This is a genomic window from Micromonospora sp. NBC_00858, from assembly GCF_045207365.1.
Lineage (GTDB): Bacteria > Actinomycetota > Actinomycetes > Mycobacteriales > Micromonosporaceae > Micromonospora.
Window position 1 is genome coordinate 5,107,976 of record NZ_CP108828.1, and the last position, 22,606, is coordinate 5,130,581.

The window sequence follows — 22,606 nt, forward strand, 5'->3', positions numbered from 1 at the left end:
CGGCTCCGTCAGCCGGTCGGCGGCTCGTCCTCGCCGGCCTCCTCGGCCTTGTCGGCCTCCTCCTTGGTCCGGTGCACGGCCTGGTCGGCGTGCTCCGGCGGGCCGTAGACGGTGTACAGCACCAGCGGGTTGGGGCCGGTATTGACGAAGTTGTGCTTCGTGCCCGACGGCACCACGACGAGGTCGCCCGCGACGACCTCCCGCTTCTCGCCGGCCACCCGCGCCTCGCCGGCGCCGCTGACGAAGGTCAGGATCTGGTCGATGCCCTCGTGCACCTCCTCGCCGATCTCTCCACCCGGCGGAATGGTCATGACGACCAACTGGGTGTGCTCCCCGGTCCACAGCACTCGGCGGAAGTCCGGACTCTTCTCGGCGACGGTTGCGATCGTGAAATGCTCCATGTCGCGCTCATACCCGGTTCGGGGGCGCGCCACGCCGGGACGCGCAGATGGTGGAATTCCCCACGCTGGGCAGGTTTGGATCTGCCCCGGCCGGGGATCGACAGGTTGACCGGTGCACGCGGCCGGTCGAGCCAGGTCCCCGCCGGCGTACCGCCGAACGGCTGCGGTGGTGGGAGACGGCCAGAGCGCGGCGACGTTCCGACCTCGGTCGAAGCGGCGCCGTGCGCTCGTTTGTGCGCCCCGGCCGGCTGGTCAGCCGTCGCGGTGCAGCCAGGCGAGCAGGTCCGGCGGCGCGAGGGCGGCCGTTCGCGCCCGGTAGCGCGCCTGCCCGGCCGGGTCCAGCAGATCCCGCCCCTGCCCCGAGCCACCTTGGCGAAAGAAGGCCCGGCGGTCGCGCAGCACGCCGAGCGTGTCCGGGGCGAGCTGGTCGGCGCGCTCCTGCATCCGGCCGAAGGTGGCCGCCTCGACCAGCTCGGGCCAGCGCTCGGCAGGCACCGTGAGGCCCCACCGGTCGGCGAGGCGACGCATCTGGCCGCCCAGGTCGGCCCGCAGGTCGTCGTAGTGCACCAGCTCGACGTTCGGCTCGTGCCGACGGGCCCAGGCGTCGCTCAGGTGCCACAGCACCCCGGCCAGTGAGTCCAGCTCGGTGCGCGGGTCGGCCTCCCGGTCGACCCAGCTCGGCAGCCACTGGCGTACCGGCAGACGCGCCCGGGGCGGTCCGGCCGGCGCAGGTTGACCGGTCAGCTCGGCGAGCCGCACCCGATCCAGGTTGCCGGCCTGGTGGTAGAGGGACACCGCCATGTCCAGCGGGTGCCGGGCCACCACCACGTAATGCACCCGGGGATCGAGCGGCACACCGTCCAGCGGGGTGTGCGTCTTGATGAACCGTCGGTGCGGCTGGGCGGCCAACCGGCGGTACACCTCGTCCTTCGGCTCGACCAGCCAGTCCAGCCACGGTGACAGCTGGGTCAACGGCGCCGGCAGCTCCGGGGTGCCCAGCACCAGCAGGGCACAGATCATCTGCATCCAGGTGGTGCCGCTCTTGGACCGGGTGCTGATCACGATATCGCCGTCCCGGAACGGGAAACCCGTCCAGCGCCCGCTGTCCTCGTCGTCGGATCGGTAGCGGTGGGCCGGCGTGAGCATCCGGCGAGCGTAGTCGCCGAGCCGACAGCCGAGCAGCCGATTTTGGATTGGACGGCCTGTGACATATGCGCATGCCTGGCTAGATTTGACGTATGGTGCCCGCCCACGAAGGCCGGGCGGCGGAACCTGTCTACCGCCCCATCCTCGCCAGCCGGCGCGGCGAGCTGGAAGCGTTGAGCCACCTCGACCCCGCGGCCGCCCCACTGCTCGCCCCGATCCTGGAGGTCGGCGCTGTCGATCGGTCCACGATGGACGTTCTCCGCCGGATGCCGGCCGGACTGCTGACGGCCGTCGACGTCACCGGCCTCCCGGACACTCCCGACACGGAACTGGCCCGCTGGGGCGTACCGCTGGTGCCGGTGGTCGGGCTCGCCGAGAGCGACCGGCGGCTGGTCGCGCACGGCGCGGCGGCGCGGACGTACGCCCGGCGGGCGCTGGTCCGGCTGCGTGCCGGTCAGGACCGGGCTGGGCCGGCCGCGAGCACCACCGCCGTCGAGCGGATCTGGCGGCTCACCGGGCTGGTGCCAGAGGAGTGCGACCTGCTGGTGGACGCCGGGGACGTGTGCTGCCCGGCGGACGTGCGGCTGGCCGAGCCGCGGGTACGCCGGCTGCTGGACTGGGCCCGCCGGCACTCCTGGCGGTCGGTGACGGTGGCGGCGGGCGGAATGCCGCCGACGCTGTCCCGGCTGCCCACCGACGAGCCGGTCCGGCTCGACCGCTGGGACTGGCAGCTCTGGCAGCGGCTGACCGACGCCGGGGTCGACTACGGCGACTACGGCGTCGGCCCGGCCCTGCCGGGATCGGGTGACCCCGGAGACCGGCTGCCCACCGTGCGCTACACCGCCGACGGGAGCTGGTGGGTCTACCGCTGGTCCCGCCGGGGCGGGCGGGGCGACGACCGGTTCGCCGACCTGTGCCGCACGCTCGTGTCGGCGCCGCACTGGCCGAGCACCGGCGCGGCCTTCTCCTGGGGCGACCACGAGCTGCTGCGCCGGGCTCGACGGGGTGCCGGTGCCGGCTCGGCCGCCAACTGGGCGGCATGGAGCACGTCGCACCACCTGGCGCACGTGCTGACCGCGCTGTTGCGCCCGGCCGGCGGCAGCGCCCCGGGTTCGCAGCCCAGGCCGGACCCGCCGCAGCGCGGGCGATCGCTGCGACAGCCGCGCGGCGGCGAGACCCGCCGCGCCGGTTGAGCCGGGCTGCTACTTCTCGGTGAAGCCGAACTGGATGATGCCCTCGTCGTCGACGGTGGCGTCCACCGAGGCGTCGCCGAGCAGTTCGGCGGCGTCCTCGTCGAGGAAGATCCGGGCGCCCTGGTTGTCGACCACGCGGTCGCCCTGCGCCGGCTCGGGCACCAGTTCCACGGTGAGCGATCCGGCCTCGGTGTCGGCGGCGATCCGCACCCCACCGTCCTCGGCCACGTCCTGTTGGTTGGCGAGGTCACGGATGACGAGCACGGCGTTGTCGGTCATGGTGAGCATTGGCGGAACTCCTCGTGGATTCTCGGCTCGCGGTCGGTTACCGCGCAGACCGGACAGTCGGTCCGCGTACGAGCACACGTGGGAGGCGACAGAAGGGGCGAACGGTCGTCGCCGTCGCATCGCGTCGGGGCAGCTGACGGGCCCCGTCATCACCTACGTTGCCCGCTGCCGGGCGATCCGTCAAATAGAGCTGGATCAGTCGAGAGCGGCGACCGGGGCGAGCCACGCACGAATCTCGTTGACTGCCGCGCGGCCGGCGCGGTTGGCCCCGATCGTGCTCGCAGACGGGCCGTAACCGACCAGGTGGATCCGCTCGTCGGCGGCCACCCGGGTGCCGTCCATGGTGATACCGCCGCCCGGCCCGCGCAGCCCCAGTGGGGCGAGGTGGTCGAGCGCGGCCCGGAAGCCGGTGCACCAGAGGATCACGTCGGCGGGCACGAACCGCCCGTCGGCCCAGGCCACCCCGTCGGGCGTGATCCGGTCGAAGACGGGTAGCCGGTCGAGCACACCGCGCTCGCGAAGCCGGCGTATCTCCGGGGTGACCGGCAGCCCGGTCACGCCCACCACGCTGCCCGGCGGGCGCCCGGCGCGCACCGCCACGTCCACCCGGGCCACCGCGGCCCGGCCCAGCTCGGTGCCGAACTCCTCGTCCCGGAACTCCGGCGGCCGACGGGTCACCCAGGTGGTGGCGGCCGCGACGGTGGAGACCTCAGCGAGCAGTTGCACCGCCGAGGTGCCGCCGCCGACCACCACCACCCGGCGGCCCGCGAACTCAGCCGGCCCCTGGTAGTCGGCGGTGTGCAGCTGCCGGCCCCGGAACGACGACCGGCCCGGGTAGTGCGGCCAGAACGGCCGGGTCCACGTACCGGTCGCGTTGATGAGTGCCCTCGCGGTCCACTGGTCGCCGTCGGTGTGTACGTCCAGCCGGCCGTCCGGGCGCGAGTGCACCGCGCGGACCCGCACCGGCCGCTGGACCGGCAGGTCGAAGGCCTTCTCGTACTCGGCGAAGTAGGCGCTGACCTGCTCGGCCGCCGGCCCTTGCGGGTCGGCGGGCGGGAAGGGCAGCCCGGGCAGGTCGTGGATGCCGTGCACCCGGTCCATCCGCAGGGTCGGCCAGCGATGCTGCCAGGCTCCGCCAGGGCCGTCGTCGCCGTCGAGGATGACAAAGCCGCTGCCCGGGGCGAAGCCCGTGCGGCGCAGGTGGTAGCCAGCGCTCAGGCCGGCCTGGCCAGCACCGATCACCACGACGTCGACGGAGTGGGTGTCCACGTGGGGTGCAACACCGCGGGTACCGCCGCTGTGCCCGCCGCCGCCGTCGCGCCGATCACAGACCGCCGATCCGACACGAAACCGCCTAAATTATCCCTAGGCTGGACGAATGGAAGATGCCCGCCGCGCCGCCGCCGAGTTCCTCGGCACCCTGCTGCTGGTCTTCTTCGGGGTGGGCAGCGCCGTCGCGGCGCGGGTCCAGGGCGGCGTGGTGGTGGTCGCGCTGGCCTTCGGGTTCGTCATGCTCGCCCTGGTTTACACCATCGGCCCGCTCTCCGGCAGTCACGTCAACCCAGCGGTGACGCTCGGCGTGCTGCTCTCCGGAAAGATCTCGGCGATCGGCGCGGTGGCCTACTGGATCGCGCAGTTCGCCGGCGCGACCGTGGCCGCCTTCGTGCTGTGGGCACTGACCCGCTGGGGTGACGTGGCGGACCAGTCCGGGGCGCTGGGCTCGAACGGGTACGGCGCGCACATCAACCGGGGCGGCGCGGCCGTGCTGGAGGTCGTACTGACCTTCCTCTTCGTGCTGGTCGTCCTGGTCGTGACCAGTCGTAGCGAGAATCCGGGCACCGCCGGGGCCGCCATCGGACTGGCCCTGGCCGCGACCCAGCTGGTCGGCTTGACACTGACCGGCGCCGCGGTCAACCCGGCCCGCGCCTTCGGCCCGGCGGTCTTCGAGGGCGGCGTGGCCCTGCGGCAACTCTGGGTGTTCATCGTCTTCCCCCTGCTCGGCGGGGCACTTGCCGCGCTGGTGGCACCGCTGATCATGGGGGCGCAGCGGCACTACTGGGGCGGCCACGACAAGTCGGTCGGCCGGCCGACCTAGCACGACTGGCAATAACCTTCGTCTGAGACTCTTCTCCGGCGAATACCTTCGTGGCAGCATCAGCGCATGCATCGTCGTCACTTTCCCAGGGCCCTCGCGCTGCTCGCGCTGGTCGCCACCGCGGCCACCGCCGGCGCGCCCGGCGCCACCGCCGAGTCGCCCACCCCCGCGACGACCCGACTGAACGCCACCATCGACACGATCCTCGCCGACACCCGGCTCGCCGGCGCGCAGGCCTCGGTGGTCGTGGTCGACACCAGCACGGGACAGACCCTCTACGACCGCAACGGGGACCGTCGGCTGATCCCGGCCTCCAACACCAAGCTGCTGACCTCGACCGCCGCCCTGGAACTGCTCGGCCCGGGGCACCGCTTCACCACCGACGTACGGACCACCGGCAAGCGTCGCGGCGGGCTGCTCTCCGGCAACCTGTACCTGCGCGGCGGGGGCGACCCGACCATGCTCGCGGCCGACTACGACGCGCTCGCCGCGCAGGTCGCGGCCGACGGCGTCCGGGTGGTGACCGGCACCCTGATCGCCGACGACTCCCGCTACGACCGCACCCGACTCGGCCCCGACTGGACCTGGGACGACGAGCCCTACTACTACGCCGCCCAGGTTTCCGCGCTGACGGTCGCGCCCGACACCGACTACGACGCGGGCACCGTGATCGTGCACGCCGCCCCGGCCGGCCGGGCCGGCGCCCCGCCCGTGGTCAGCACCACCCCACCCACCGATTACGTCCGGATCGACAACCGGGCCGAGACGGTCGCGGACGGCGAGACCTCGATCTCGATCGAGCGCGAGCACGGCGGCAACACCATCGTGGTGAGCGGACAGATCGCGGTCGGCGATGCGCCGGCCAGCGACTGGGTGACCGTCTGGGAGCCCAGCGGCTACGCGGCCGACGTGTTCCGGGCGGCGCTGCACCGGCACGGCGTCCGGGTGCTCGGCCGGACCGTTCTCGGCCAGCCCACCCCCGAGGCGGCCCACCCGGTGGCCCGGCACGACTCGATGACCCTGGGCGAGCTGATGACGCCGTTCCTCAAGCTCTCCAACAACGGGCACGCCGAGGTGTTGACCAAGGAGATCGGCAGGGTGCTCTCCGGTTCGGGCACCTGGTCGGCGGGGCTCACCGCGATCAGCGAGTACGTCGCCGACACCGGGATGGACACCGGCAAGCTGCGCCAGCGCGACGGATCGGGCCTGTCCCGGCGCAACCTGGTGCCGGCGACGGAGTTCGTCGACCTGTTGGCCGCTGTCCGGGCCGAACCCTGGTTCGCCACCTGGTACGCGGCGCTGCCGATCGCCGGGCAACCCGAACGGTTCGTCGGCGGCACCCTGCGCAGCCGGATGGCCGGCACCCCGGCCGCGGGCAACGTGCACGCCAAGACCGGCAGCCTGACCGGAGTCTCCGGCCTGTCCGGCTACGTCACCAGCGCGGACGGCCGGCTGTTGGCGTTCTCGATCCTGCTGAACAACTACCTGACGGCGTCGGTCAAAGCGCTGGAGGATCAGATCGCCGTGGCGCTGGCCGGGTACCGCGAGGACGGCTCGACCGCGGCGCGGACGGCAGTGCCGTCGGTGCCGGAGACGCCCCGGACCCCGGAGGGTGTGGAGTGCTCCTGGGTCAAGCCGATCACCTGCTGAACGGCGCGGCGCGTACCCCAGCCGCCGGTCAGGCCGGACGGTCCGGCACGGGGACCACCGCCGTCGGATCGCCGCGCTCGATGAGCGCGGCGATCTCGGCGGCCCGCAGGCCGCGCAGCGCCAGCACCCGGGTGCCCCAGCGGTGCAGCCGGCATGGGTGCGGGCTGGCGTCGTTGCGGCAGACCATCCCGCCGGACCACCGCCGGGGCGCGTGCACCACCACCGCTCGCACCGCGAACTGGGCGTCCTCGCCCGTCACGTACGGCGGCAGGGGGATGTCGCGGAGCACCTCTCCGGACGCTTCACCGGCGCCGGACGAGGCGGCGGGACGGACGCGGTGGGCGGTACGGGCGCTCATCTGCGCTGCCTCCACACTGGATGGTCGGACGAGGACAGCAGAAAGTTACGTCCCCCTCGACCCCGCCCGACGGACAAACTGTCCCGCAGTTTGAGCGCGACAACAGACGCCAGGTCAGACCCGTTCCAGCACCACCACCGGGATCTCCCGGTCGGTCTTGGCCTGGTAGTCGTCGTACGCCGGCCAGATGGCCGCCATCGTGGACCACATCCGCGGCTTCTCCTCCGGCGTCGCGGTGCGGGCCCGCGCGGTGAACGTCTCCCCACCGACCTGCACCTCGACCTGCGGCTCCGCCAGCAGGTTGAGGAACCAGGCCGGGTGCTTCGGGGCACCGCCCTGCGACCCGACCACCAGGTAGCCGTCACCGTCCCGGCCGTAGATCAACGCGGTGCGCCGCAGCTTGCCGCTGTGCCGACCTCGGGTGGTCAGCAGCAGCGTGTAGACGCCTGGCCGCCACTCGTGCCCCTCGGCGCCGCCGGTCTCGACGTACCGCTGAATGTGCTCGGCGACCCAGCCCTGAGGGCTGTCCACCACCTGCTCGCTGGCCGTCATCGGCGCTCCCTACGGATCGGTGGCACTCGCGCCCAGGCTACTGCCGCCAGCCGCTCCCGGCAGGGCGAACGCCGTGCTGACGGCGGCCGGTCAGCGCACCGCCACGGCCTGGAGGCCGACGTTGCCGCAGTGCTCCGTGAAGACCTTCTCGACGGTCCAGGTCAGCACCAGACGGGCGCCCTTCGGCAGCCGGAACCGGATCGTGAACTGGGCGCTTCGGCTGGTGTACGGGTCCTCCAGCCGCACGGTGCTGGTCGGCCCACCGGTGGACAACCGCGCGTCCAACCGGCCGCGGGCCATCCAGGTCCCGGCATAGAGCTGGACCGTGCGTGGCTCGCCACTGCCGGCGACGGCGAGGCTGAACCCGTTGCCGGCCCCGCAGGTGTAGACGCCATTCGCGCTGCCGCTCACCGACCGCTCCGGCGTGCCGTCGGACCAGCGGACGGTTTCCTGGTTGCCGTCCCAGCCGACCCGGGTGCCGACGCCACCCCCGTCGATGATCTCCCCGGAACCGGCGCGCTTGCGGACCGTCGATTTGCCGCCGCTCAGCCCCCAGTGCATCCAGTCCCTGGTGCCCACGGCGGTGAGGTTGACCTCGGCGGGTATCTCACCCTGGCTCACCGACAGCGTCGATCCCGCTGCCGGTGGTGGCGCCGGCGGGACCGACGCACTGACCGACGGCGTCGGGTCGGGCGACGGTGGACGCTGCCGGGGACGCAGGCCAGGCGTCGCCGGCCCGGTCTCGGTGGTGCGCCCCTCGGCACCCGGGAAGCCGGTGGAACGGGCGACGGCTCCGGCGTGTACGCCGTCCGGGCGACCTGCCTGCTCGTCGCCGGCCTCCGGCTCGGATCGCGTGCCGAGGTACGTGACCAGGACCACCAGGCAGACGAGCACGGCGAGCCCTTCCACCGCCCAGAACCGACGTCGCCGGGCACGGGCGAGGCGGCGCAGCGCGCTGCGGGTCTGCCTGATGGTGACGACGCGCGGTCGATGCGCCGGTAGGTCGGAGGACTCGTCCCCGGCCCGCGAATTCGCCCGCGTGCGGTCTTCGTCCGCCACCGACCCCTCCAACTCCGCCGCCCGGCCGTCATCGACCCGTGCGGATCGCACCGTCCACTGTGGGCCTTCTCACGTCTGCGCCGATGTGATCGACACGCTAGATCCGGACGGGCGGGCGTGTCCAGCCGTTACCGGAAGTATCGGACGCACGGGCACGCTCGGACGGGGACGTCGGTCGCCGCGAGCACCCCTCGCGTCAGCCGATTTGGAAGCCGAGCGCCTGCGCGATGATCACGGCCTGCTCGCCGTCGATGATGGCACCGGCCCGCTCGACCACCGTCGGGTCGAGCCCGGTCAGGTCGCTGCCGCGCAGGTCGGCGCCGCCCAGCCGGGAGCTGTGCAGCTGCGCGCCGGAGAGGTCCACGCTGCTCAGCGTGGCGCCGGTCAGGTTGGCGCCGGTCAGGTCGGCCTCGCGCATCCGCACATCGGTGAGCCGGACGCCGCGCAGGTCCGCGCCGGGCAGCGCGACGAAGGACCAGTCGCCGCCGGAGACCGTCAGCGGACGCAGGTCGCACTGGGTGAAGGTGCTGCCGACCATCTTGCAACCGGTGAACTCGGCCTCGAAGAAGTTGCACCGCTTGAAGGTGCAGCGAGTGAAGGCGGAGTCGACGTGCCGGGAGGCGTTGAACAACACGTTGCCGAACGTGCAGCCGGTGAAGACCGCGCCGCGGCTCACCGCCTCGGTGAGGTCCACGTGGAAGAACTCGCAGCCCACGAAGTGCCGGTCGGTCAACTCCTCGCCGTACCAGTCCTCGTGGCGGAAGGTCACGTCCTCGGTCAGCTCCGGCATCCGACCAGGCTAGTGCCGGCCACCGACCACCGGACGACGGGTCCAGGGCAGCCCCTTCCGGTACCGGCGAACCGACTAGTAGTTTCGGCGACGTGAGTGTGGCGCGGAGCAAGGACCCCGATCAGATCGGCTTCGACCCGGCGCGGCTGGCGCGGATCGACGAACACTTCGGCGGGTACGTCGACGCCGGCCGGCTGGCCGGCTGGCAGGTGGTGGTCACCCGCCGCGGCGAGGTGGCGCACTCCTCGACGTACGGGCTGCGGGACCGGGAGTCGGGTGCTCCGGTCGAGGCCGACACTCTCTGGCGGATCTATTCGATGACCAAGCCGGTCACCTCGGTCGCGGCGATGATGCTGTGGGAAGAGGGCCGGTTCGAGCTGACCGACGAGATCAGCCGCTGGCTGCCGGAGTTCGCCGACCTGCGGGTCTACTCGAAGGGGTCGACGCTCAAGCCGTACACCGTGCCGGCGATCGAGCCGATTCGGGTCTGGCACCTGCTCACCCACACCGCCGGCCTGACGTACGGCTTCATGCAGACCTCGGTGGTCGACGGGCTCTACCGGGCCGCCGGCTACGACCTGTACCCGCCAGCGGACGTCGACCTGGCCGGTGCCTGCGCGGCGTTCGGCGAGCTGCCGCTGCTGTTCCAGCCCGGCACCGCCTGGGGCTACTCGGTCGCCACCGACGTGCTCGGCCGGCTGGTCGAGGTGGTCTCGGGGCAGAGCCTCGACGCGTTCTTCGCCGACCGGATCTTCGGCCCGCTGGGCATGACCGACACCCGGTGGTGGGTCGAGGGCGACGAGGCCGAGCGGCTGGCGGCGCTCTACGCACCGGACCCGCGCAGCGGCCAGGCGGTCCGCTACGACAGGCTCGGCTCGCTCGCGTACCGCAAGCCGGTGTTGCACTCCGGCGGCGGCGGCCTGATCTCCAGCGCCGCCGACTACCACCGCTTCGCACAGATGCTGCTGCGCGGCGGCGAGCTGGACGGGGTCCGCCTGCTCGGGCCGCGCACGGTGCGCTTCATGACCCGCAACCACCTGCCCGAGGGTCAGGACCTGGGCACCCTGTCCACCGGCGGCTTCGCCGAGACGACCCTGGACGGGGTCGGCTTCGGCCTCGGCTTCGCGGTGATCGACGACCCGATCCCCAGCCGGGTGCCGAGCAGTGTCGGCGAGTACTACTGGGGCGGGGTGGCCAGCACCGCGTTCTGGGTGGACCCATCCGAGGAGATCACCGCGCTCCTCTTCACCCAGCTGATGCCGTCGAGCACGTACCCGTTGCGCTCCCAACTGCGCCAGCTCGTCTACTCCGCCCTGGTCGCCTGACCCGACGCGGCCGGCGCTGCGGGCCGCAGCCGTGCAACCAGGGAGGGCAGTGCTCGCTGCGGCCCGCCGCCCGCACGGGCGACGGACCGCAGCGTTGACTCAGCCCAGCTGCTGTGGCTGGATCGCCCGCACCTTCGCCGCACGGGTCGCCGACAGGTTCGAGATCAGGTACGCCCGCACGGTCCCGTCGGGGAACACCGCCCACAGGTCGGCCACGCCGTCGGCGTTCAGGTCGGCGGCGGTGAGGCTGCTGATCGCGACGCCGGTGTTCCAGCCGGAGGCGAGCCGGTACGGCGTGTAGGCCAACACGCCGGTCCCGTCGCCGTTGTCGGTCATGGTGACGCCCTGCCAGAGAAAGAGGTCACCGGTGGAGGCGTTGCGCAGCACCAGCGCCGCACCCGAGGTCAGTTCGGTGCTGGCCAGGGTCCAGTTCTCCCAGTCGCTGCCGCCGGTGGGAGTGGCGTTGGTCAGCGCCAACCGGGGGAAGTAGGCGCCGGGCGCCCAGAGGTTCGGGTAGTAGGCCGGCCGGTAGCCGTTCGTCGCGTCGCCCCCGATGCCGAGCAGGTCCGGAATGCCGGTGTCGACGCCGTCCGCCGCGTACCCGTTGACGATCTGGATCGGGGCGTTGCCGTACTCGTCGATGAGACTGTTGGCGTCGATGCTGGCGTTGTTACCGCTGATGTAGGGGTTGGGCATGGTGCCGTCACCGGCACCCGCCATGACGCTGGCGTGGCCGGCGTTGATGCCCGGGTAGTAGGCCAGGAAGTCCTGGTTCGCCGTGCCGAAGAAGCGGCCGGTGATCACCTGGGCGCCGTCGAAGTCGGCCGGCGAGTTCGTGCCGGTGACTCCGTTGCCGTAGACCCCGATGTTCACCGCCGGAACCCTCACCCGGCCGGTGCCCACGCCGGTGGTCGCGTTGACCCGACCGAGCGCCGCCCACACGCCCACGTCGAGCCCGGCGGTGCCGCCGATGGTCACCAGGTCCGGTACGCCGTCGCCGTTGAGGTCCTTGTCGACCGGGCCGACGACGGCCGGAGTCGGGGCGCTGGTCGGCGCGGCCTGGGCTGGGAGCGCCGGCGCCACGACGGTGAGGGCCAGCGTGACCGGCGCCGCCCAGGCGAGCAGCCGGCGACGGGTGGAGAGGTGGTTCATGAATCTCCCGGGGGGGGTCGGTGGATCTTGTACGGCTCACCGTATTCGATAGATGCCAGCCCTTTGGTCCGCCGAACATGGCGGCCGGGTTCGTCGTTACGGCATCTCCCGGGCGGCGTGCTCCCTAGCCTGGAGGCGGACAGCCGGAGGCGGGAGGCGATCGTGAGCACCATCGTCGTGTTTGGCGCGGGCGGCACCGCTGGTTCGCGGGTCACCGCCGAGGCGATCGGCCGGGGGCACCGGGTGATCGCGGCGGTCCGTCGCCCGGAGGCCACCTCGTACCTGCCCGCCGGGGTACGGGTCGTGACCGGGGACGCCACCAGTGAGCGGAGCGTCCGGGAGGTCGCGCCGGACGCGGACGCGCTGGTGGTGGCGATCGGCGGCGGCGGACCCGAGCTGTGGCGGAACGCGGCGGAGAACCTGGTGACCACGCTGCGGGGGATGCCGGCCGCGCCGCGGATCATCCACCTGGGCGGCGGGTCGACCCTGCTCACCCCGCGCGGCACCCGCATCGTGGACGAGCCGGACTTTCCGGCGCAGTACCGGGACTCGGCGCTGGGCCAGGCCGACGCCCTGGACTACTACCGAACCGCCGCCGATGGGGTGACGTGGACCTACGTCTCCCCGCCACCGCTGGAGTTCCACCCCGGCGAGCGCACCGGGCACTACCGCACCGGCACCGACCAGCCGGTCACCGACGATCAGGGCCGCTCGGTGCTGACCTACGAGGACCTGGCGGTGGCGATCGTCGACGAGATCGAGCAGCCTCGGCACCAGAACGCGCGCTTCACCGCCGCGTACTGACCCGGGGCCGGCCGGTCATGGTCAGCCGGCGAGCCGCGCCGGGAAGCCGCCGGTGGCGATCGGACCCCACGCGTCGATGGTGACCCGGATCAGCGACTTGCCCTGGCGCACCATCGCCGCCCGGTAGTCGTCCCAGTCCGGGTGCTCGCCGGAGATGCACCGGAAGTACTCGACCAGCGGCTCCAGCGCTCCGGGCAGGTCCAGCACCTCGGCAGTGCCGTCGAGCTGCACCCAGGGCCCGTTCCAGTCGTCGGAGAGCACGCAGGCCGAGACCCGGGGGTCGCGGCGGATGTTGGTCGCCTTGGCCCGCTCGGGGTAGGTGGAGACGACCAGCCGGCCCTGGCCGTCGATGCCGGCGGAGACCGGGGAGGACTGCGGGCGGCCGTCGGCCCGGGTGGTCATCAGTACGACGCGGTGTCGCGGCCGAAGGAAGTCGAGCAGGGTGTCCCGGTCGACCCGGGTGTTCTTCGCGATGCTGGGCGCCATCACTTGTTCCTACCAGGGCGGCGGCCGATCGGTGGCGGCGGGTCAGCTGGGCCGGGTGACGGCGCGGTGCACCACCTGGGCGGGCACCCGGGGCCGGCCGGACGGGCGCCAGGCCCGGCCGTTGGCGTAGATAACCCGGAAACCGAGGTACGAGGCGAGCGGCGCCCAGTGCGCCGAGCCCATTCGCAGCTCGGCGGCATTGTGTCGCTGGCCGTTGGCCAGCACGTCGAGCAGTACGGTTTCGAAGGCCGCTGATTCGACCCAGTCGACTTCCCGGGTAAAACCGCAGATCAGCGCGGCGCCGGTGACCTCCAGAAACTCGCGCAGCACCGCGTCGGAGGCGCGCAGCACCGAACAACTGCCGAAATAGAGTCGGCGCCCTTCGGCGCGGCCGGCCATCAGCTCGGCCACCTCGTTCAACTCCACCGACTGCCAGTCGGTGAGGCAGAGCCGGCTCGGCTCGCCGTGCATGGCGAAGAAGCCGACCCGGTGGTCGGCGTACTGCTTGAGCAGCCAGCGGTCCAGAAAATAGAACAGCTCGTCGCGGGTCGCCGCGTCCTTGTGGATGAAACGGATCTTGCCCAGCCGTTCCAGCAGCTCAAGGGTGGGCAGCACGGAACCCCGCTCGTTGAGGTCGCGGTGCCACTGCCCCTCGACACAGAAGACGCCACCGCGTGCCACGTGCACCTCCGCCAGTCCGCCGCCCGGGGCTGACGTTACCGCCCGAGTACGACAGGGGAACATCACCCTCGGTGTGGCCAATCGCGACGTTCGGTGTGGTTAGCCCGTGCGCGGGGCAATCGGGGTGAATGGCTGTTTCACAAATCAGCCCAATTCCCAGCCGGGACCCAGGTAACGCGAATCGTGAGGACATTTCTCGTTAATTGCCGCCAACGGCACTGATCAGTGCGAGGGTGGAAATCACGGGACGTCCCGGTCGATGTCCCGAAGCCCACCCCATTCGCTCTCCTATCGGGAGGACTTCTGTGCGTGTAAACACCTTGAAGCGGGCTGCCGTCGCATTCGCCCTGGCGCTGCCCGGGGCAGCGATCGCCGCGGTGATCGCCGCGCCAGCGGCGCACGCGGACGGCTGCTACACCTGGAACCGCACCCTGACCCAGGGACGCTCCGGCGACGATGTCCGCCAGTTGCAGATCCGGGTCGCCGGCTGGGCCGGGAACCGGGACATCGTGGAGCTCGACGGCCGCTACGGACCGAAGACCGCCGCCGCGATCAAGCGGTTCCAGCAGGCGTACGGGCTGCGCGCCGACGGGATCGCCGGCCCGCAGACCTACGCCAAGCTGTACCAGCTCCAGGACAACGACTGCACGCCCGCGCACTTCACCTACAGCGAACTGGACGACGGGTGCGGCCGCGGCGGGTACAGCGGCGGCCCGCTGTCGGAGGCCCAGACCCGGCAGAACGCGCTGGAGACCATGTGGAAGCTGGAGGCGCTGCGCAGGAGCCTTGGCGACAAGCCGCTCAACGTGACGAGCGGGTTCCGCAGCCGGACCTGCAACAACCAGGTCGGCGGCGCGTCGGACAGCCAGCACCTGTACGGCAACGCGGCCGACGTCACCTCGCGGACGTCGTCGCTGTGCGAGGTGGCCCGTGGTGCCCGCAACAACGGCTTCAGCGGGATCTACGGGCCGGGCTACCCCGACCACGACGACCACGTGCACGTCGACTCGCGGCGGGAGAACAACAGCGACCGCAGCTCGAACACGACGAGCTGGTCCGCACCGGACTGCGGGATCGGGGCGGGCAACGACTGACCCGTACGGACAGCACGACGTCGGCCCGGCGTGGGTGGGGAAACACCCGCGTCGGGCCGACGTCCTGTCGCCCCGGGCCGGGCGGCGGAGGGGTAGTGCCGCTCAGCTCGCCCGGGGCCAGCGCGGCGCGGTGACGGGGGGAGTCACCGGCCGGCCGGGAGCGGTGGGCCGTACCCCGGGTGGGACGACCCGCGCGGCCTGGTGCCGCGCCGGCAGGCCGCCGGTACGCGGCGCCTGGGCCGGGTAGCCAGCGGGACGCGCGGGCGCCGACCCGTTCGCGGTGAACGGGAAGGGCACGTGCACGAACGGGTTGCCGTGCCGGATCAACGCTTCGATCTGGCGTTCGTTGAGCCCGTGCGTCTCCAGCACCCGTCGCCCCCAACGGTGCAGGCGACACGGGTAGGAGGCGCCGTCGTTGCGGCACAGCGGCCCGGTCGGCCACTCCTCGGCGGTGTGCACCACCACCGCCCGGACCGCGAGCCGGACATCCTCGGGGGTCAGCGGCGCCGGCATGGGCACCTCACCCAGTACCTGATCGATGGGATCCGTCGACTGCTCACCAACTCGCACGGCAGGCCTCCCGCAGTTCGGCAGCGGTACGGCGGACCCACCGCACCGACATCCTCGGGCAGTGGTACGGCCGGCATCGGACAAAGGTTCAATTCCGGTACCCCTAACCGGTGCCCCCAACCGGGAGGCTCAGACCAGGCCGGCGTCGTGCACCAGCAGGGCCACCTGGACCCGGTTGTTGAGGTCGAGGCGGGTCAGCAGCCGGGAGACGTACGCCTTCACCGTCGCCACGCTCATGAACAGCTCCCCCGCGATCTCCGCGTTGGTGCGGCCCCGGCCCAGCGCGACGGCCACCTGCCGCTCCCGCTCACTGAGCCCGGTGAGCAACCGCAGTGCCCGCTCCCGGCGCGGGTCGGGGCCGGCCGGGCCCGGGGCGGCGGCGGTCACATGGGCGATCAGCGTCCGGGTCACCGTCGGGGAGAGCGTCGCCTCGCCGGCCGCCACCCGGCGTACCGCGTGCACGATCTCCGCCGGCGGGGTGTCCTTGAGCAGGAAGCCGGCCGCCCCGGCGCGCAGCGCCCGCAGCACCTGCTCGTCGGCGTCGAAGGTGGTCAGCACCAGCACCTCCGGCGGTTGCGGCTGGGCGCGCAGCGCCTCGGTGGCGGTCAGCCCGTCCACCCGGGGCATCCGGATGTCCATCAGCACCACGTCCGGGGCGTACGCGGCCACCGCCGCCGGCACCTCGCCTCCGTCGGCCGCCTCGCCCACCACGATCAGGTCCGGCAGGCCGCCGAGGATCATCGAGAGCCCGGCCCGGACCAGCGCGTCGTCGTCCACGATCAACACCCGTACTGGCGAGGTGCCGGTAGCTGCCCCGGCCTGGCCGGGCGGCCCGGTCACGCCGGCCACGGCAGCCAGGCCGCCAGCCGGAAGTCGCCCGCGTCGTCCCGCCCGTACGCCAGCCGGCCGCCGGCCAGCGTGACCCGCTCGGTGATGCCGACCAGGCCGGTGCCAGCGCCCGGCACCTCTCCCCCCGCCGGGGCGCCCACCGGCCACCGGTTGCCGATCGCCACGGTCAGGCCGGTGCCCGGCCCGCCGGCCAGGTCCACGGTGACCGCCGCGCCGGCCGCGTGCTTGCGGGCGTTGGTCAGCCCCTCCTGCACGATCCGGTACGCGGCCCGGCCCAGCGCCGCCGGCACGTCCCCCGGCGCGACGACGCTGTCACTGACGTTGACCCGCACACCGGCCGTGCGCGACTCGTCGATCAGCGCCGGCAAATCGGCGAGGGTGGGCTGCGGAGGCTCCGGGGCGTCGCCGTCGCCCTCCGCCCGCAGCACCCCGATGACCTCCCGCAGGTCCTGCAGGGCGGCGTGCGCGCTGCCCCGGATCACCCCGGCCGCCCGGGCCACCTCGTCGGGCGGCGCGTCCGGGCGGAACTCCAGAGCGCCGGCGTGCAGGCTGAGCAGCGAGATCCGGTGAGCCAGCACGTCGTGCATCTCCCGGGCGATCCGGGTGCGTTCGAGATGGCGGGCCTGGGCCACCCGGAGCTGCTGCTCGGCCTCGGCCCGCTCGGCCCGGTCCCGCAGCGACACGATCAACTGCCGCCGGGCCCGCACGAACATCCCCCAGGACAGCACGACGAAACTGAGCACCACGCCCCACGACGCGGTGGCCCAGTACGGCATGTTCGGGTCCGGGCGCAGCAAACTGAAGACCATGTTGGTGACCAGTCCGGCGCCGGTCACCGCCACCGCGACGGCAGTCCGCCGGTGCACCACCACGGTGAAGTAGAGGATCAACAGCGGGATGGCCGCGGCCATCGAGAACAGCGTCAGCGGTGTGGTGGCCACCACCAGCCCGAGCGGCCACCGCCGACGCAGCCAGAGCAGCCCGCAGCAGGTCAGCCCGAGCAGCGCGTCCACGCCGGCCATCCAGTCGTGCGGAAGCGCGGTCGTCATCGCCGGGTCGGGCGACAGGGCGTCCGCGGTGGCGAAGAGCACCCAGACCAGGGAGAGCAGGAACGCCAGGGTGTCCACCGCCCAGTCCCGGGTGGTGCGGCGCGGTCGCCGGGTGGCCGCGTCCGGGCTGGCCGCGCCGGCCAGCGCCCCGGGCAGCAGCCAGGGGTGTTCCGGCACGGCGAGGCTGGTCACGAGGCCATGCTAGGCAGCCGACCGGCACGACGACCAGCTACCAAAGTCGAGACCGGTCGGTCGACCAAGGTAGGTGCGGCGCCGACCGGTGGCCGCAGCGGATGGCCGGGCGGCGCGGGCAGGCTCGACGACATGATCACTGTGGAGAACCTCACCAAGCGATACGGGCCGCACCCGGCCGTGGACGACGTGTCGTTCCAGTGCGAGCCGGGCACAGTCACCGGCTTCCTCGGCCCGAACGGCGCCGGCAAGTCCACCACCATGCGGATGATCTGCGGGCTCACCGCACCGACGGCCGGCCGAGCCACCGTCTCCGGTCGGTCCTACCGGGAGCTGCCCAACCCGGGGCGGGAGGTCGGGGTGCTGCTGGACGCCTCCGCCCAGCACGCCGGTCGCACCGGCCGCGAGGCGTTGACGCTGTCCGCGTACACCATGGGGTTGGACCGGCGCGAGGTCGCCGCGAAGCTCGACCTGGTCGGGTTGAACGCGGTGGCCGCCAAGCGGCGGGTACGGGCGTACTCGCTGGGCATGCGCCAGCGGCTCGGGCTGGCGCACGCGCTGCTCGGTGACCCCCGGGTGCTCATCCTCGACGAGCCGGCGAACGGCCTGGACCCGGAGGGGATCTTCTGGATGCGCGGCCTGCTGCGCGACTTCGCCGACCGGGGCGGCACCGTGCTGCTCTCCTCCCACCTGCTGCGCGAGGTGGAGGCGATCGCGGACCGGCTGGTGGTTATCGGGGGCGGCCGGATCGTGGCCCAGGGCGACAAGAACGAGCTGCTCGCTGGTGGCGGCACGCTGGTCCGGGCCCGCGACGGCGCGGCACTGCGCCGGGCGCTGGACGCGGCCGGCCTCACCGCCGCGGACGGCTCCGACGGGCTGCTCGTGCAGGCCGACGCCGAGGTGGTCGGCCAGGCCGCCGCGGACGCCGGTGTCGCGCTGGCCGAGCTGCGCCCCGCCAGCGGCGGTGGCCTGGAACAGCTCTTCCTCACCCTGACCGCCGGCGAATCCACCAAGGAGGCCGTCCGATGACCACCACCACCACCGCGCCCACCGCCGGCGCCGTCGCACCCCGGCAGCACAATCCGGTACACCGACCGTCGCTGCTCCGGCTCACCGCCGTGGAGCTGCGCAAGCTCGCCGACACCCGGGCCGGCCGCTGGCTGCTGATCACCATCGGCCTGGTCGCCGCCGCGATCGTCACCCTCCAGCTGATCTACGCCAGGGAAGCCGCACAGACCTTCGTCAACTTCTTCACGCCCTCGCTGCTGCCGATCGGGGTGCTGCTGCCGGTGCTCGGCATCCTGTCGATCACCAGCGAGTGGTCCCAGCGCACCGCCCTCACCACGTACGCGCTGGTACCCCGCCGGGAGCGGGTGGTGGCCGCGAAGCTGATCGCGGTGGTGCTGGCCGCACTCGCCTCGGTGCTGGCCAGCCTGGCCATCGCCGCCGTCGGGACGCTGGTGGCGTCGGCCACCGGCGGCGCGGGCAGCTGGCGCATCGACGGGACGCTGATCCTGAACGCGGTGATCCTCCAGGTCACCGGCGTACTGATGGGTGCCGCCTTCGGTCTGCTGCTGCTCAACCCGCCGCTGGCCATCGTCGGCTACCTGCTGCTGCCCACCCTCTGGGGAGTGCTCGGCGAGGTGGTCCGGCCCCTGCGCGGCCCGGCCAGTTGGCTGGACACCAGCCGGACCATGGAACCGTTGTTCAGCAGCGACACCATCACCGGCGAACAGTGGGGGCGGATGGCGGTGTCCCTGCTGGTCTGGATGGTCCTTCCGCTGGCCGCCGGCCTGGTCCGGACGCTCCGCCGGGAGGTGTCCTGACCATGGATGTCGCCGGCAACCGTCCGCGCACCGTGGTCAGCGGCGGCCCACTGGAGCTGGTGGTCATGTGGGGTGGCTTCCCGCTGCTCGGTGCCGCCGCTGGCGGCCTGCTCGCGCTGGCGGCGGGCTGGGTCGCCGGGCTGCCCTGGGCACCCGTGCAGTGGCTCTTCGGGCTGCTGGACCGGCTGCCCGACGCACAGGCCATCGCCGGCACGGCCGCGGTGGGTGCGCTGGCCGGTCTGGTCGTCGCCGGGAACGGCACCGCCGAACGGCTCATCGTCACCGTCGACGCGGCGCAGGTCCGGCTGCGCCGCGCCGGCAAGGACCGGACCGTCGGGCGGGCCGAGACCCGGGTGGTCTTCGTCGACGACGGGCGCCTGGTACTGCTCGACTCCGACGGCGCCGAGCTGGCCCGGGAGTCGACGGACCTGCCGGCCGACCGGCTGGCGGCGGCGTTCCGGACGCACGGATGGGGGTGGGCCGACGGCGATCCGCACCGGTCGGCGTACCGGCTGTGGGTGCCCGAGCTGCCCGGTCTGCCCACCGGAGCGGACGCCCTGCTGCGGGCACGCGACCGAGCGGTCCGGAAGGATCGCCGCGACGACGCCCGGGAACTGCGCCGGGAGTTGGGCCGGCTCGGGGTGGTCCTGCGCGACGAGGAGAAGCGGCAGTACTGGCGGCTGAACGGGCGCGCCGTCACGCCCGGGCAGCAGGAGACGACTTCTGCCGAGCGCGGGCCGGAAGGGCGGTAGCGTCTGTCCCAGGAGATCACTGGGAGCGCGCGATGACCGAGCGGCAGCCGTACCGGGTGGTGGCCCGACACCCGGGCTTCGAGCTGCGCCGGTACCCGGCCCACCTGGTGGCCGAGATGCAGGTCGAGGCGTCGTTCACCCGGGCACCGCTGGAGGCGTTCCGGCCGCTGGCCGCGTACCTCGGGGGCGCCAACCGGGCGCGGCACCCGGCCGGGCTGACGACACCGGTGATGCCGGAGGCCACCGGCACGGAGAAGATCCCGATGACCGTGCCGGTGGTCCAGGAGGAGGGCGAGCGGCCGGGCGCGTACCTGGTTCAGTTCGTCATGCCGGCCAACTCCACCGCCGCCACCCTGCCCGAGCCGGTGGACCCCCGAGTGCGGATCCGCGAGATCCCGGCGCAGCTCGCGGCGGCGATGCGTTTCTCCGGGCGGTGGACGGAGCAGGCGTTCGGGCAGCGGGCCACCGCGCTCGGCCGGGCGGTCACCGCGGCCCGGCTGCAACCCACCGGCGCCATCCGGTACGCCCGCTTCGACTCGCCGTGGAAGCCGTGGTTCCTGCGCCGCAACGAGGTCGTGCTGCCGGTGGTGGAGTGAGTCAGCGACGGTCGACCAGGGTCGGTAGGGCCAGCAGCAGCGCCATCCCCAGCCCGGAGAGCAGCCCGGCCAGCGAGAGCAGCACGTCGGAGTCGGCGGCGTTGATCGGGCTGTTGCCCGCCAGCGCCGTGAACGTCGCACCGATCGGCAGCAGCACCATCATGGCGATAGCCGCGACCACCAGCATCGGCACCGGGCCCACCAGCGCGGCGAGGCCAGCCAGCGCGTGACGTCGCCAGGCCGGTCGACCGCCCGGCCAGTCCCAGGCCAGCAGGGTGACGCCGGTGAGCAGCACCGCCCCGAGGGCGAGCTCCAGCAGGAGCCGCGGGCCGGGCGGGACGGCACGGATCAGCCCGACACCGAACGCCGCCGCGACGCCGAGAGCCGCCGCCAGCCAGAACCGGGCGCGGGCCGGAGCCGGAGCCGCCGCCAGGGCGGCGCCGATGGTCAGGGCGACCAGCAGCGCCGCCGTGGCCACCGCCGCCTGGTTCAGCTCCGGCTCGCGGTCAGTCGGCGACTCCATGCCGGCGGCCACCAGCGTCAGCACCCCGGCCACGCAGGCCGCAGCGATCAGCGCCGGCCGATCCGGACCGGCCGGCGGCGCGCCTCGCTCCCGCCACAGCAGGACCGCCGCCAACGCGCCGACGACCGCGCAACCACCCGCGGCGAGCAGTACGGTCGCCCCGTCGCCGCCCGGGTCGACCCGGTCGATCGCCACGTCGGCGGCGACCCAGAGACCGCCGAGCAGCACCGCCGGGCCGCTCCAGCTCAGACGCCCCCGGCCAGCCAGCACCAGCCCCAGTGCCACCGCGACGATCGCCGCGAACCGCAGGTCCCGCGCCCAGTAGGCGTTGTTACCCGGCAACCGCTCCGACCACGGGCCGAATGGTTCGGTCAGCGGTTGCAGCACCGTCATGCCGATCGCCCAGAGCACGACGGCGGCGGCGGACAGGAGCAGCCCGACCGGGCGCGCGGATCGCATCCGTGGACCGTAGCGGCCCGACCGCCCCCCTTGGGGCCCTCGAGAGGCGGCCGGGCCGGAACGCGGGTCATCCGGCGATGATGCCAACCGGCGATCGGGCGGGTCGGGGCCGGTCGACCTACGCTGAGCGGGTCCGCTCAGTATCCGAGGAGGAGCCCCATGACCCGCTACGTCGCCCTGCTGCGCGGGGTCAACGTCGGCACCACCCGGCTCGCGATGGCCGACCTGCGCCGGCTGGTCACCGACCTCGGGCACGACGATGTCAAGACGTACCTGCAGAGCGGCAACGTGGTGTTCGGCAGCAGCGTGCGCGACGCCGAAAAACTGGCCGGTGGGATCGAGCGGGCACTCGCCGACGAGCTGGGGCTGACCGTGCCGGTGCTGGTGCGCAGCGCCCGGGAGCTGGCGGCGGTGGCCGGCGGCAACCCGTACGCCGAGCGGGAGGACGACCCGACGAGGCTGCTGGTGGCCTTCCTGCGCAGCGGGCCGACGAAGTCGGCGGTGGGCGGGCTGACCGTCCCCGGCAGCGAGAACGTGGCGTTCACGGTCAGCGGTCGTGAGGTTTTCCTGCACTACCCCGACGGTGGCTACGGGCGGTCGAAGTTCACCAACGCGTACCTGGAGAAGAAGCTCGGCGTGGTGGGCACCACGCGGAACTGGAAGTCGGTGCGCGCCCTCGCGGACCTGGCCGCTGGCTGACCCGGCGGGGGTCGCGA

At 73.0% G+C, this 22,606-nt stretch carries 26 protein-coding genes; 11 read left to right on the forward strand and 15 right to left on the reverse strand.

Going from position 1 to position 22,606, the window contains the following annotated elements; all coding sequences use genetic code 11:
• Positions 1 to 8: 8 nt before the first annotated feature.
• Complete coding sequence (locus OG990_RS23705) at positions 9 to 401, reverse strand: cupin domain-containing protein (RefSeq protein ID WP_355610226.1); 393 nt, start codon at positions 399 to 401, stop codon at positions 9 to 11.
• A gap of 252 nt (positions 402 to 653) precedes the next feature.
• Positions 654 to 1,547: a sulfotransferase domain-containing protein gene (locus OG990_RS23710; RefSeq protein ID WP_406077193.1), complete on the reverse strand. Its 894-nt coding sequence runs from the start codon at positions 1,545 to 1,547 to the stop codon at positions 654 to 656.
• Positions 1,548 to 1,639: 92 nt separating this feature from the next.
• Between OG990_RS23710 and OG990_RS23715 the strand changes: the two genes are divergently transcribed.
• Positions 1,640 to 2,740, forward strand: a complete 1,101-nt coding sequence (locus OG990_RS23715) for a beta family protein (RefSeq protein WP_406077194.1) — start codon at positions 1,640 to 1,642, stop codon at positions 2,738 to 2,740.
• Between the two features lie 9 nt (positions 2,741 to 2,749).
• On the opposite strand, the gene OG990_RS23720 is transcribed toward OG990_RS23715, so the two are convergent.
• Together OG990_RS23720 and OG990_RS23725 are read right to left on the reverse strand one after the other, a co-directional pair.
• Entirely contained in the window at positions 2,750 to 3,028 is a 279-nt protein-coding gene (locus tag OG990_RS23720) for an adhesin (RefSeq protein ID WP_328424075.1), read from the reverse strand.
• Between the two features lie 195 nt (positions 3,029 to 3,223).
• Complete coding sequence (locus tag OG990_RS23725) at positions 3,224 to 4,297, reverse strand: NAD(P)-binding domain-containing protein (RefSeq protein ID WP_406077195.1); 1,074 nt, start codon at positions 4,295 to 4,297, stop codon at positions 3,224 to 3,226.
• Positions 4,298 to 4,406: 109 nt separating this feature from the next.
• Between OG990_RS23725 and OG990_RS23730 the strand changes: the two genes are divergently transcribed.
• Positions 4,407 to 5,123, forward strand: coding sequence for an aquaporin (locus tag OG990_RS23730; protein ID WP_328424071.1), 717 nt, complete (start codon positions 4,407 to 4,409; stop codon positions 5,121 to 5,123).
• Between the two features lie 66 nt (positions 5,124 to 5,189).
• Positions 5,190 to 6,773 (forward strand): D-alanyl-D-alanine carboxypeptidase/D-alanyl-D-alanine-endopeptidase, encoded by a 1,584-nt coding sequence (dacB, locus tag OG990_RS23735; protein ID WP_406077196.1) that lies wholly within the window; start codon positions 5,190 to 5,192, stop codon positions 6,771 to 6,773.
• A gap of 28 nt (positions 6,774 to 6,801) precedes the next feature.
• Here the strand turns inward: dacB and OG990_RS23740 are convergent, their stop codons facing one another.
• The 4 genes from OG990_RS23740 to OG990_RS23755 all read right to left on the reverse strand — a co-directional run bounded on the left by OG990_RS23740 (position 6,802) and on the right by OG990_RS23755 (position 9,532).
• Entirely contained in the window at positions 6,802 to 7,131 is a 330-nt protein-coding gene (locus OG990_RS23740; RefSeq protein ID WP_406077197.1) for a hypothetical protein, read from the reverse strand.
• A gap of 114 nt (positions 7,132 to 7,245) precedes the next feature.
• Complete coding sequence (locus OG990_RS23745) at positions 7,246 to 7,683, reverse strand: nitroreductase family deazaflavin-dependent oxidoreductase (protein ID WP_386984745.1); 438 nt, start codon at positions 7,681 to 7,683, stop codon at positions 7,246 to 7,248.
• Positions 7,684 to 7,773: 90 nt separating this feature from the next.
• Positions 7,774 to 8,742: a hypothetical protein gene (locus tag OG990_RS23750; protein WP_406077198.1), complete on the reverse strand. Its 969-nt coding sequence runs from the start codon at positions 8,740 to 8,742 to the stop codon at positions 7,774 to 7,776.
• Positions 8,743 to 8,938: 196 nt separating this feature from the next.
• Positions 8,939 to 9,532 (reverse strand): pentapeptide repeat-containing protein, encoded by a 594-nt coding sequence (locus tag OG990_RS23755; protein ID WP_406077199.1) that lies wholly within the window; start codon positions 9,530 to 9,532, stop codon positions 8,939 to 8,941.
• Between the two features lie 92 nt (positions 9,533 to 9,624).
• Here OG990_RS23755 and OG990_RS23760 point away from each other — a divergent pair, with 92 nt between their 5' ends.
• Positions 9,625 to 10,857, forward strand: a complete 1,233-nt coding sequence (locus tag OG990_RS23760; protein WP_406077200.1) for a serine hydrolase domain-containing protein — start codon at positions 9,625 to 9,627, stop codon at positions 10,855 to 10,857.
• A gap of 99 nt (positions 10,858 to 10,956) precedes the next feature.
• Here the strand turns inward: OG990_RS23760 and OG990_RS23765 are convergent, their stop codons facing one another.
• Positions 10,957 to 12,009: a hypothetical protein gene (locus OG990_RS23765; protein ID WP_406077201.1), complete on the reverse strand. Its 1,053-nt coding sequence runs from the start codon at positions 12,007 to 12,009 to the stop codon at positions 10,957 to 10,959.
• A gap of 162 nt (positions 12,010 to 12,171) precedes the next feature.
• Between OG990_RS23765 and OG990_RS23770 the strand changes: the two genes are divergently transcribed.
• Complete coding sequence (locus OG990_RS23770; protein WP_355610245.1) at positions 12,172 to 12,813, forward strand: NAD(P)H-binding protein; 642 nt, start codon at positions 12,172 to 12,174, stop codon at positions 12,811 to 12,813.
• Between the two features lie 21 nt (positions 12,814 to 12,834).
• Here OG990_RS23770 and OG990_RS23775 read toward each other — a convergent pair whose 3' ends face one another.
• The gene (locus tag OG990_RS23775; RefSeq protein WP_406077202.1) at positions 12,835 to 13,299 is read right to left on the reverse strand and encodes a PPOX class F420-dependent oxidoreductase; all 465 of its coding nucleotides are present in this window, start codon (positions 13,297 to 13,299) and stop codon (positions 12,835 to 12,837) included.
• A gap of 42 nt (positions 13,300 to 13,341) precedes the next feature.
• Positions 13,342 to 13,980 (reverse strand): DUF6642 family protein, encoded by a 639-nt coding sequence (locus tag OG990_RS23780; RefSeq protein ID WP_406077203.1) that lies wholly within the window; start codon positions 13,978 to 13,980, stop codon positions 13,342 to 13,344.
• Between the two features lie 305 nt (positions 13,981 to 14,285).
• On the opposite strand from OG990_RS23780, the gene OG990_RS23785 reads away from it, so the two are divergent.
• Positions 14,286 to 15,074: a D-Ala-D-Ala carboxypeptidase family metallohydrolase gene (locus OG990_RS23785; protein ID WP_406077204.1), complete on the forward strand. Its 789-nt coding sequence runs from the start codon at positions 14,286 to 14,288 to the stop codon at positions 15,072 to 15,074.
• Positions 15,075 to 15,176: 102 nt separating this feature from the next.
• Here the strand turns inward: OG990_RS23785 and OG990_RS23790 are convergent, their stop codons facing one another.
• The 3 genes from OG990_RS23790 to OG990_RS23800 all read right to left on the reverse strand — a co-directional run bounded on the left by OG990_RS23790 (position 15,177) and on the right by OG990_RS23800 (position 17,734).
• Entirely contained in the window at positions 15,177 to 15,644 is a 468-nt protein-coding gene (locus OG990_RS23790) for a hypothetical protein (RefSeq protein ID WP_386984755.1), read from the reverse strand.
• A gap of 129 nt (positions 15,645 to 15,773) precedes the next feature.
• On the reverse strand, positions 15,774 to 16,502 hold the full coding sequence (locus OG990_RS23795) for a response regulator (RefSeq protein WP_406081858.1): 729 nt from the start codon (positions 16,500 to 16,502) through the stop codon (positions 15,774 to 15,776).
• Positions 16,481 to 17,734: a histidine kinase gene (locus tag OG990_RS23800; RefSeq protein WP_328424043.1), complete on the reverse strand. Its 1,254-nt coding sequence runs from the start codon at positions 17,732 to 17,734 to the stop codon at positions 16,481 to 16,483. The genes OG990_RS23795 and OG990_RS23800 overlap by 22 nt, the downstream gene beginning before the upstream one ends.
• Before the next feature lie 132 nt (positions 17,735 to 17,866).
• Here OG990_RS23800 and OG990_RS23805 point away from each other — a divergent pair, with 132 nt between their 5' ends.
• From OG990_RS23805 to OG990_RS23820, 4 genes are read left to right on the forward strand one after another with little or no spacing between them, the layout of a single operon-like run.
• Positions 17,867 to 18,763 carry an ABC transporter ATP-binding protein gene (locus OG990_RS23805; protein WP_406077205.1) on the forward strand — a complete coding sequence of 299 codons (897 nt, stop codon included), beginning with the start codon at positions 17,867 to 17,869 and terminating at the stop codon, positions 18,761 to 18,763.
• Positions 18,760 to 19,560, forward strand: a complete 801-nt coding sequence (locus OG990_RS23810; protein ID WP_406077206.1) for an ABC transporter permease — start codon at positions 18,760 to 18,762, stop codon at positions 19,558 to 19,560. The genes OG990_RS23805 and OG990_RS23810 overlap by 4 nt, the downstream gene beginning before the upstream one ends.
• A gap of 2 nt (positions 19,561 to 19,562) precedes the next feature.
• On the forward strand, positions 19,563 to 20,312 hold the full coding sequence (locus OG990_RS23815) for a hypothetical protein (protein ID WP_406077207.1): 750 nt from the start codon (positions 19,563 to 19,565) through the stop codon (positions 20,310 to 20,312).
• A 32-nt stretch (positions 20,313 to 20,344) separates the two neighbouring features.
• Positions 20,345 to 20,908, forward strand: coding sequence for an SOUL family heme-binding protein (locus OG990_RS23820; RefSeq protein WP_406077208.1), 564 nt, complete (start codon positions 20,345 to 20,347; stop codon positions 20,906 to 20,908).
• 1 nt (position 20,909) lies between these two features.
• Here OG990_RS23820 and OG990_RS23825 read toward each other — a convergent pair whose 3' ends face one another.
• A complete protein-coding gene (locus tag OG990_RS23825; protein ID WP_406077209.1) occupies positions 20,910 to 21,890 on the reverse strand; it encodes a hypothetical protein in 981 nt (326 codons plus the stop codon).
• A gap of 159 nt (positions 21,891 to 22,049) precedes the next feature.
• On the opposite strand from OG990_RS23825, the gene OG990_RS23830 reads away from it, so the two are divergent.
• Positions 22,050 to 22,589, forward strand: coding sequence for a DUF1697 domain-containing protein (locus OG990_RS23830; RefSeq protein WP_406077210.1), 540 nt, complete (start codon positions 22,050 to 22,052; stop codon positions 22,587 to 22,589).
• The last annotated feature ends 17 nt before the right edge of the window (positions 22,590 to 22,606 follow it).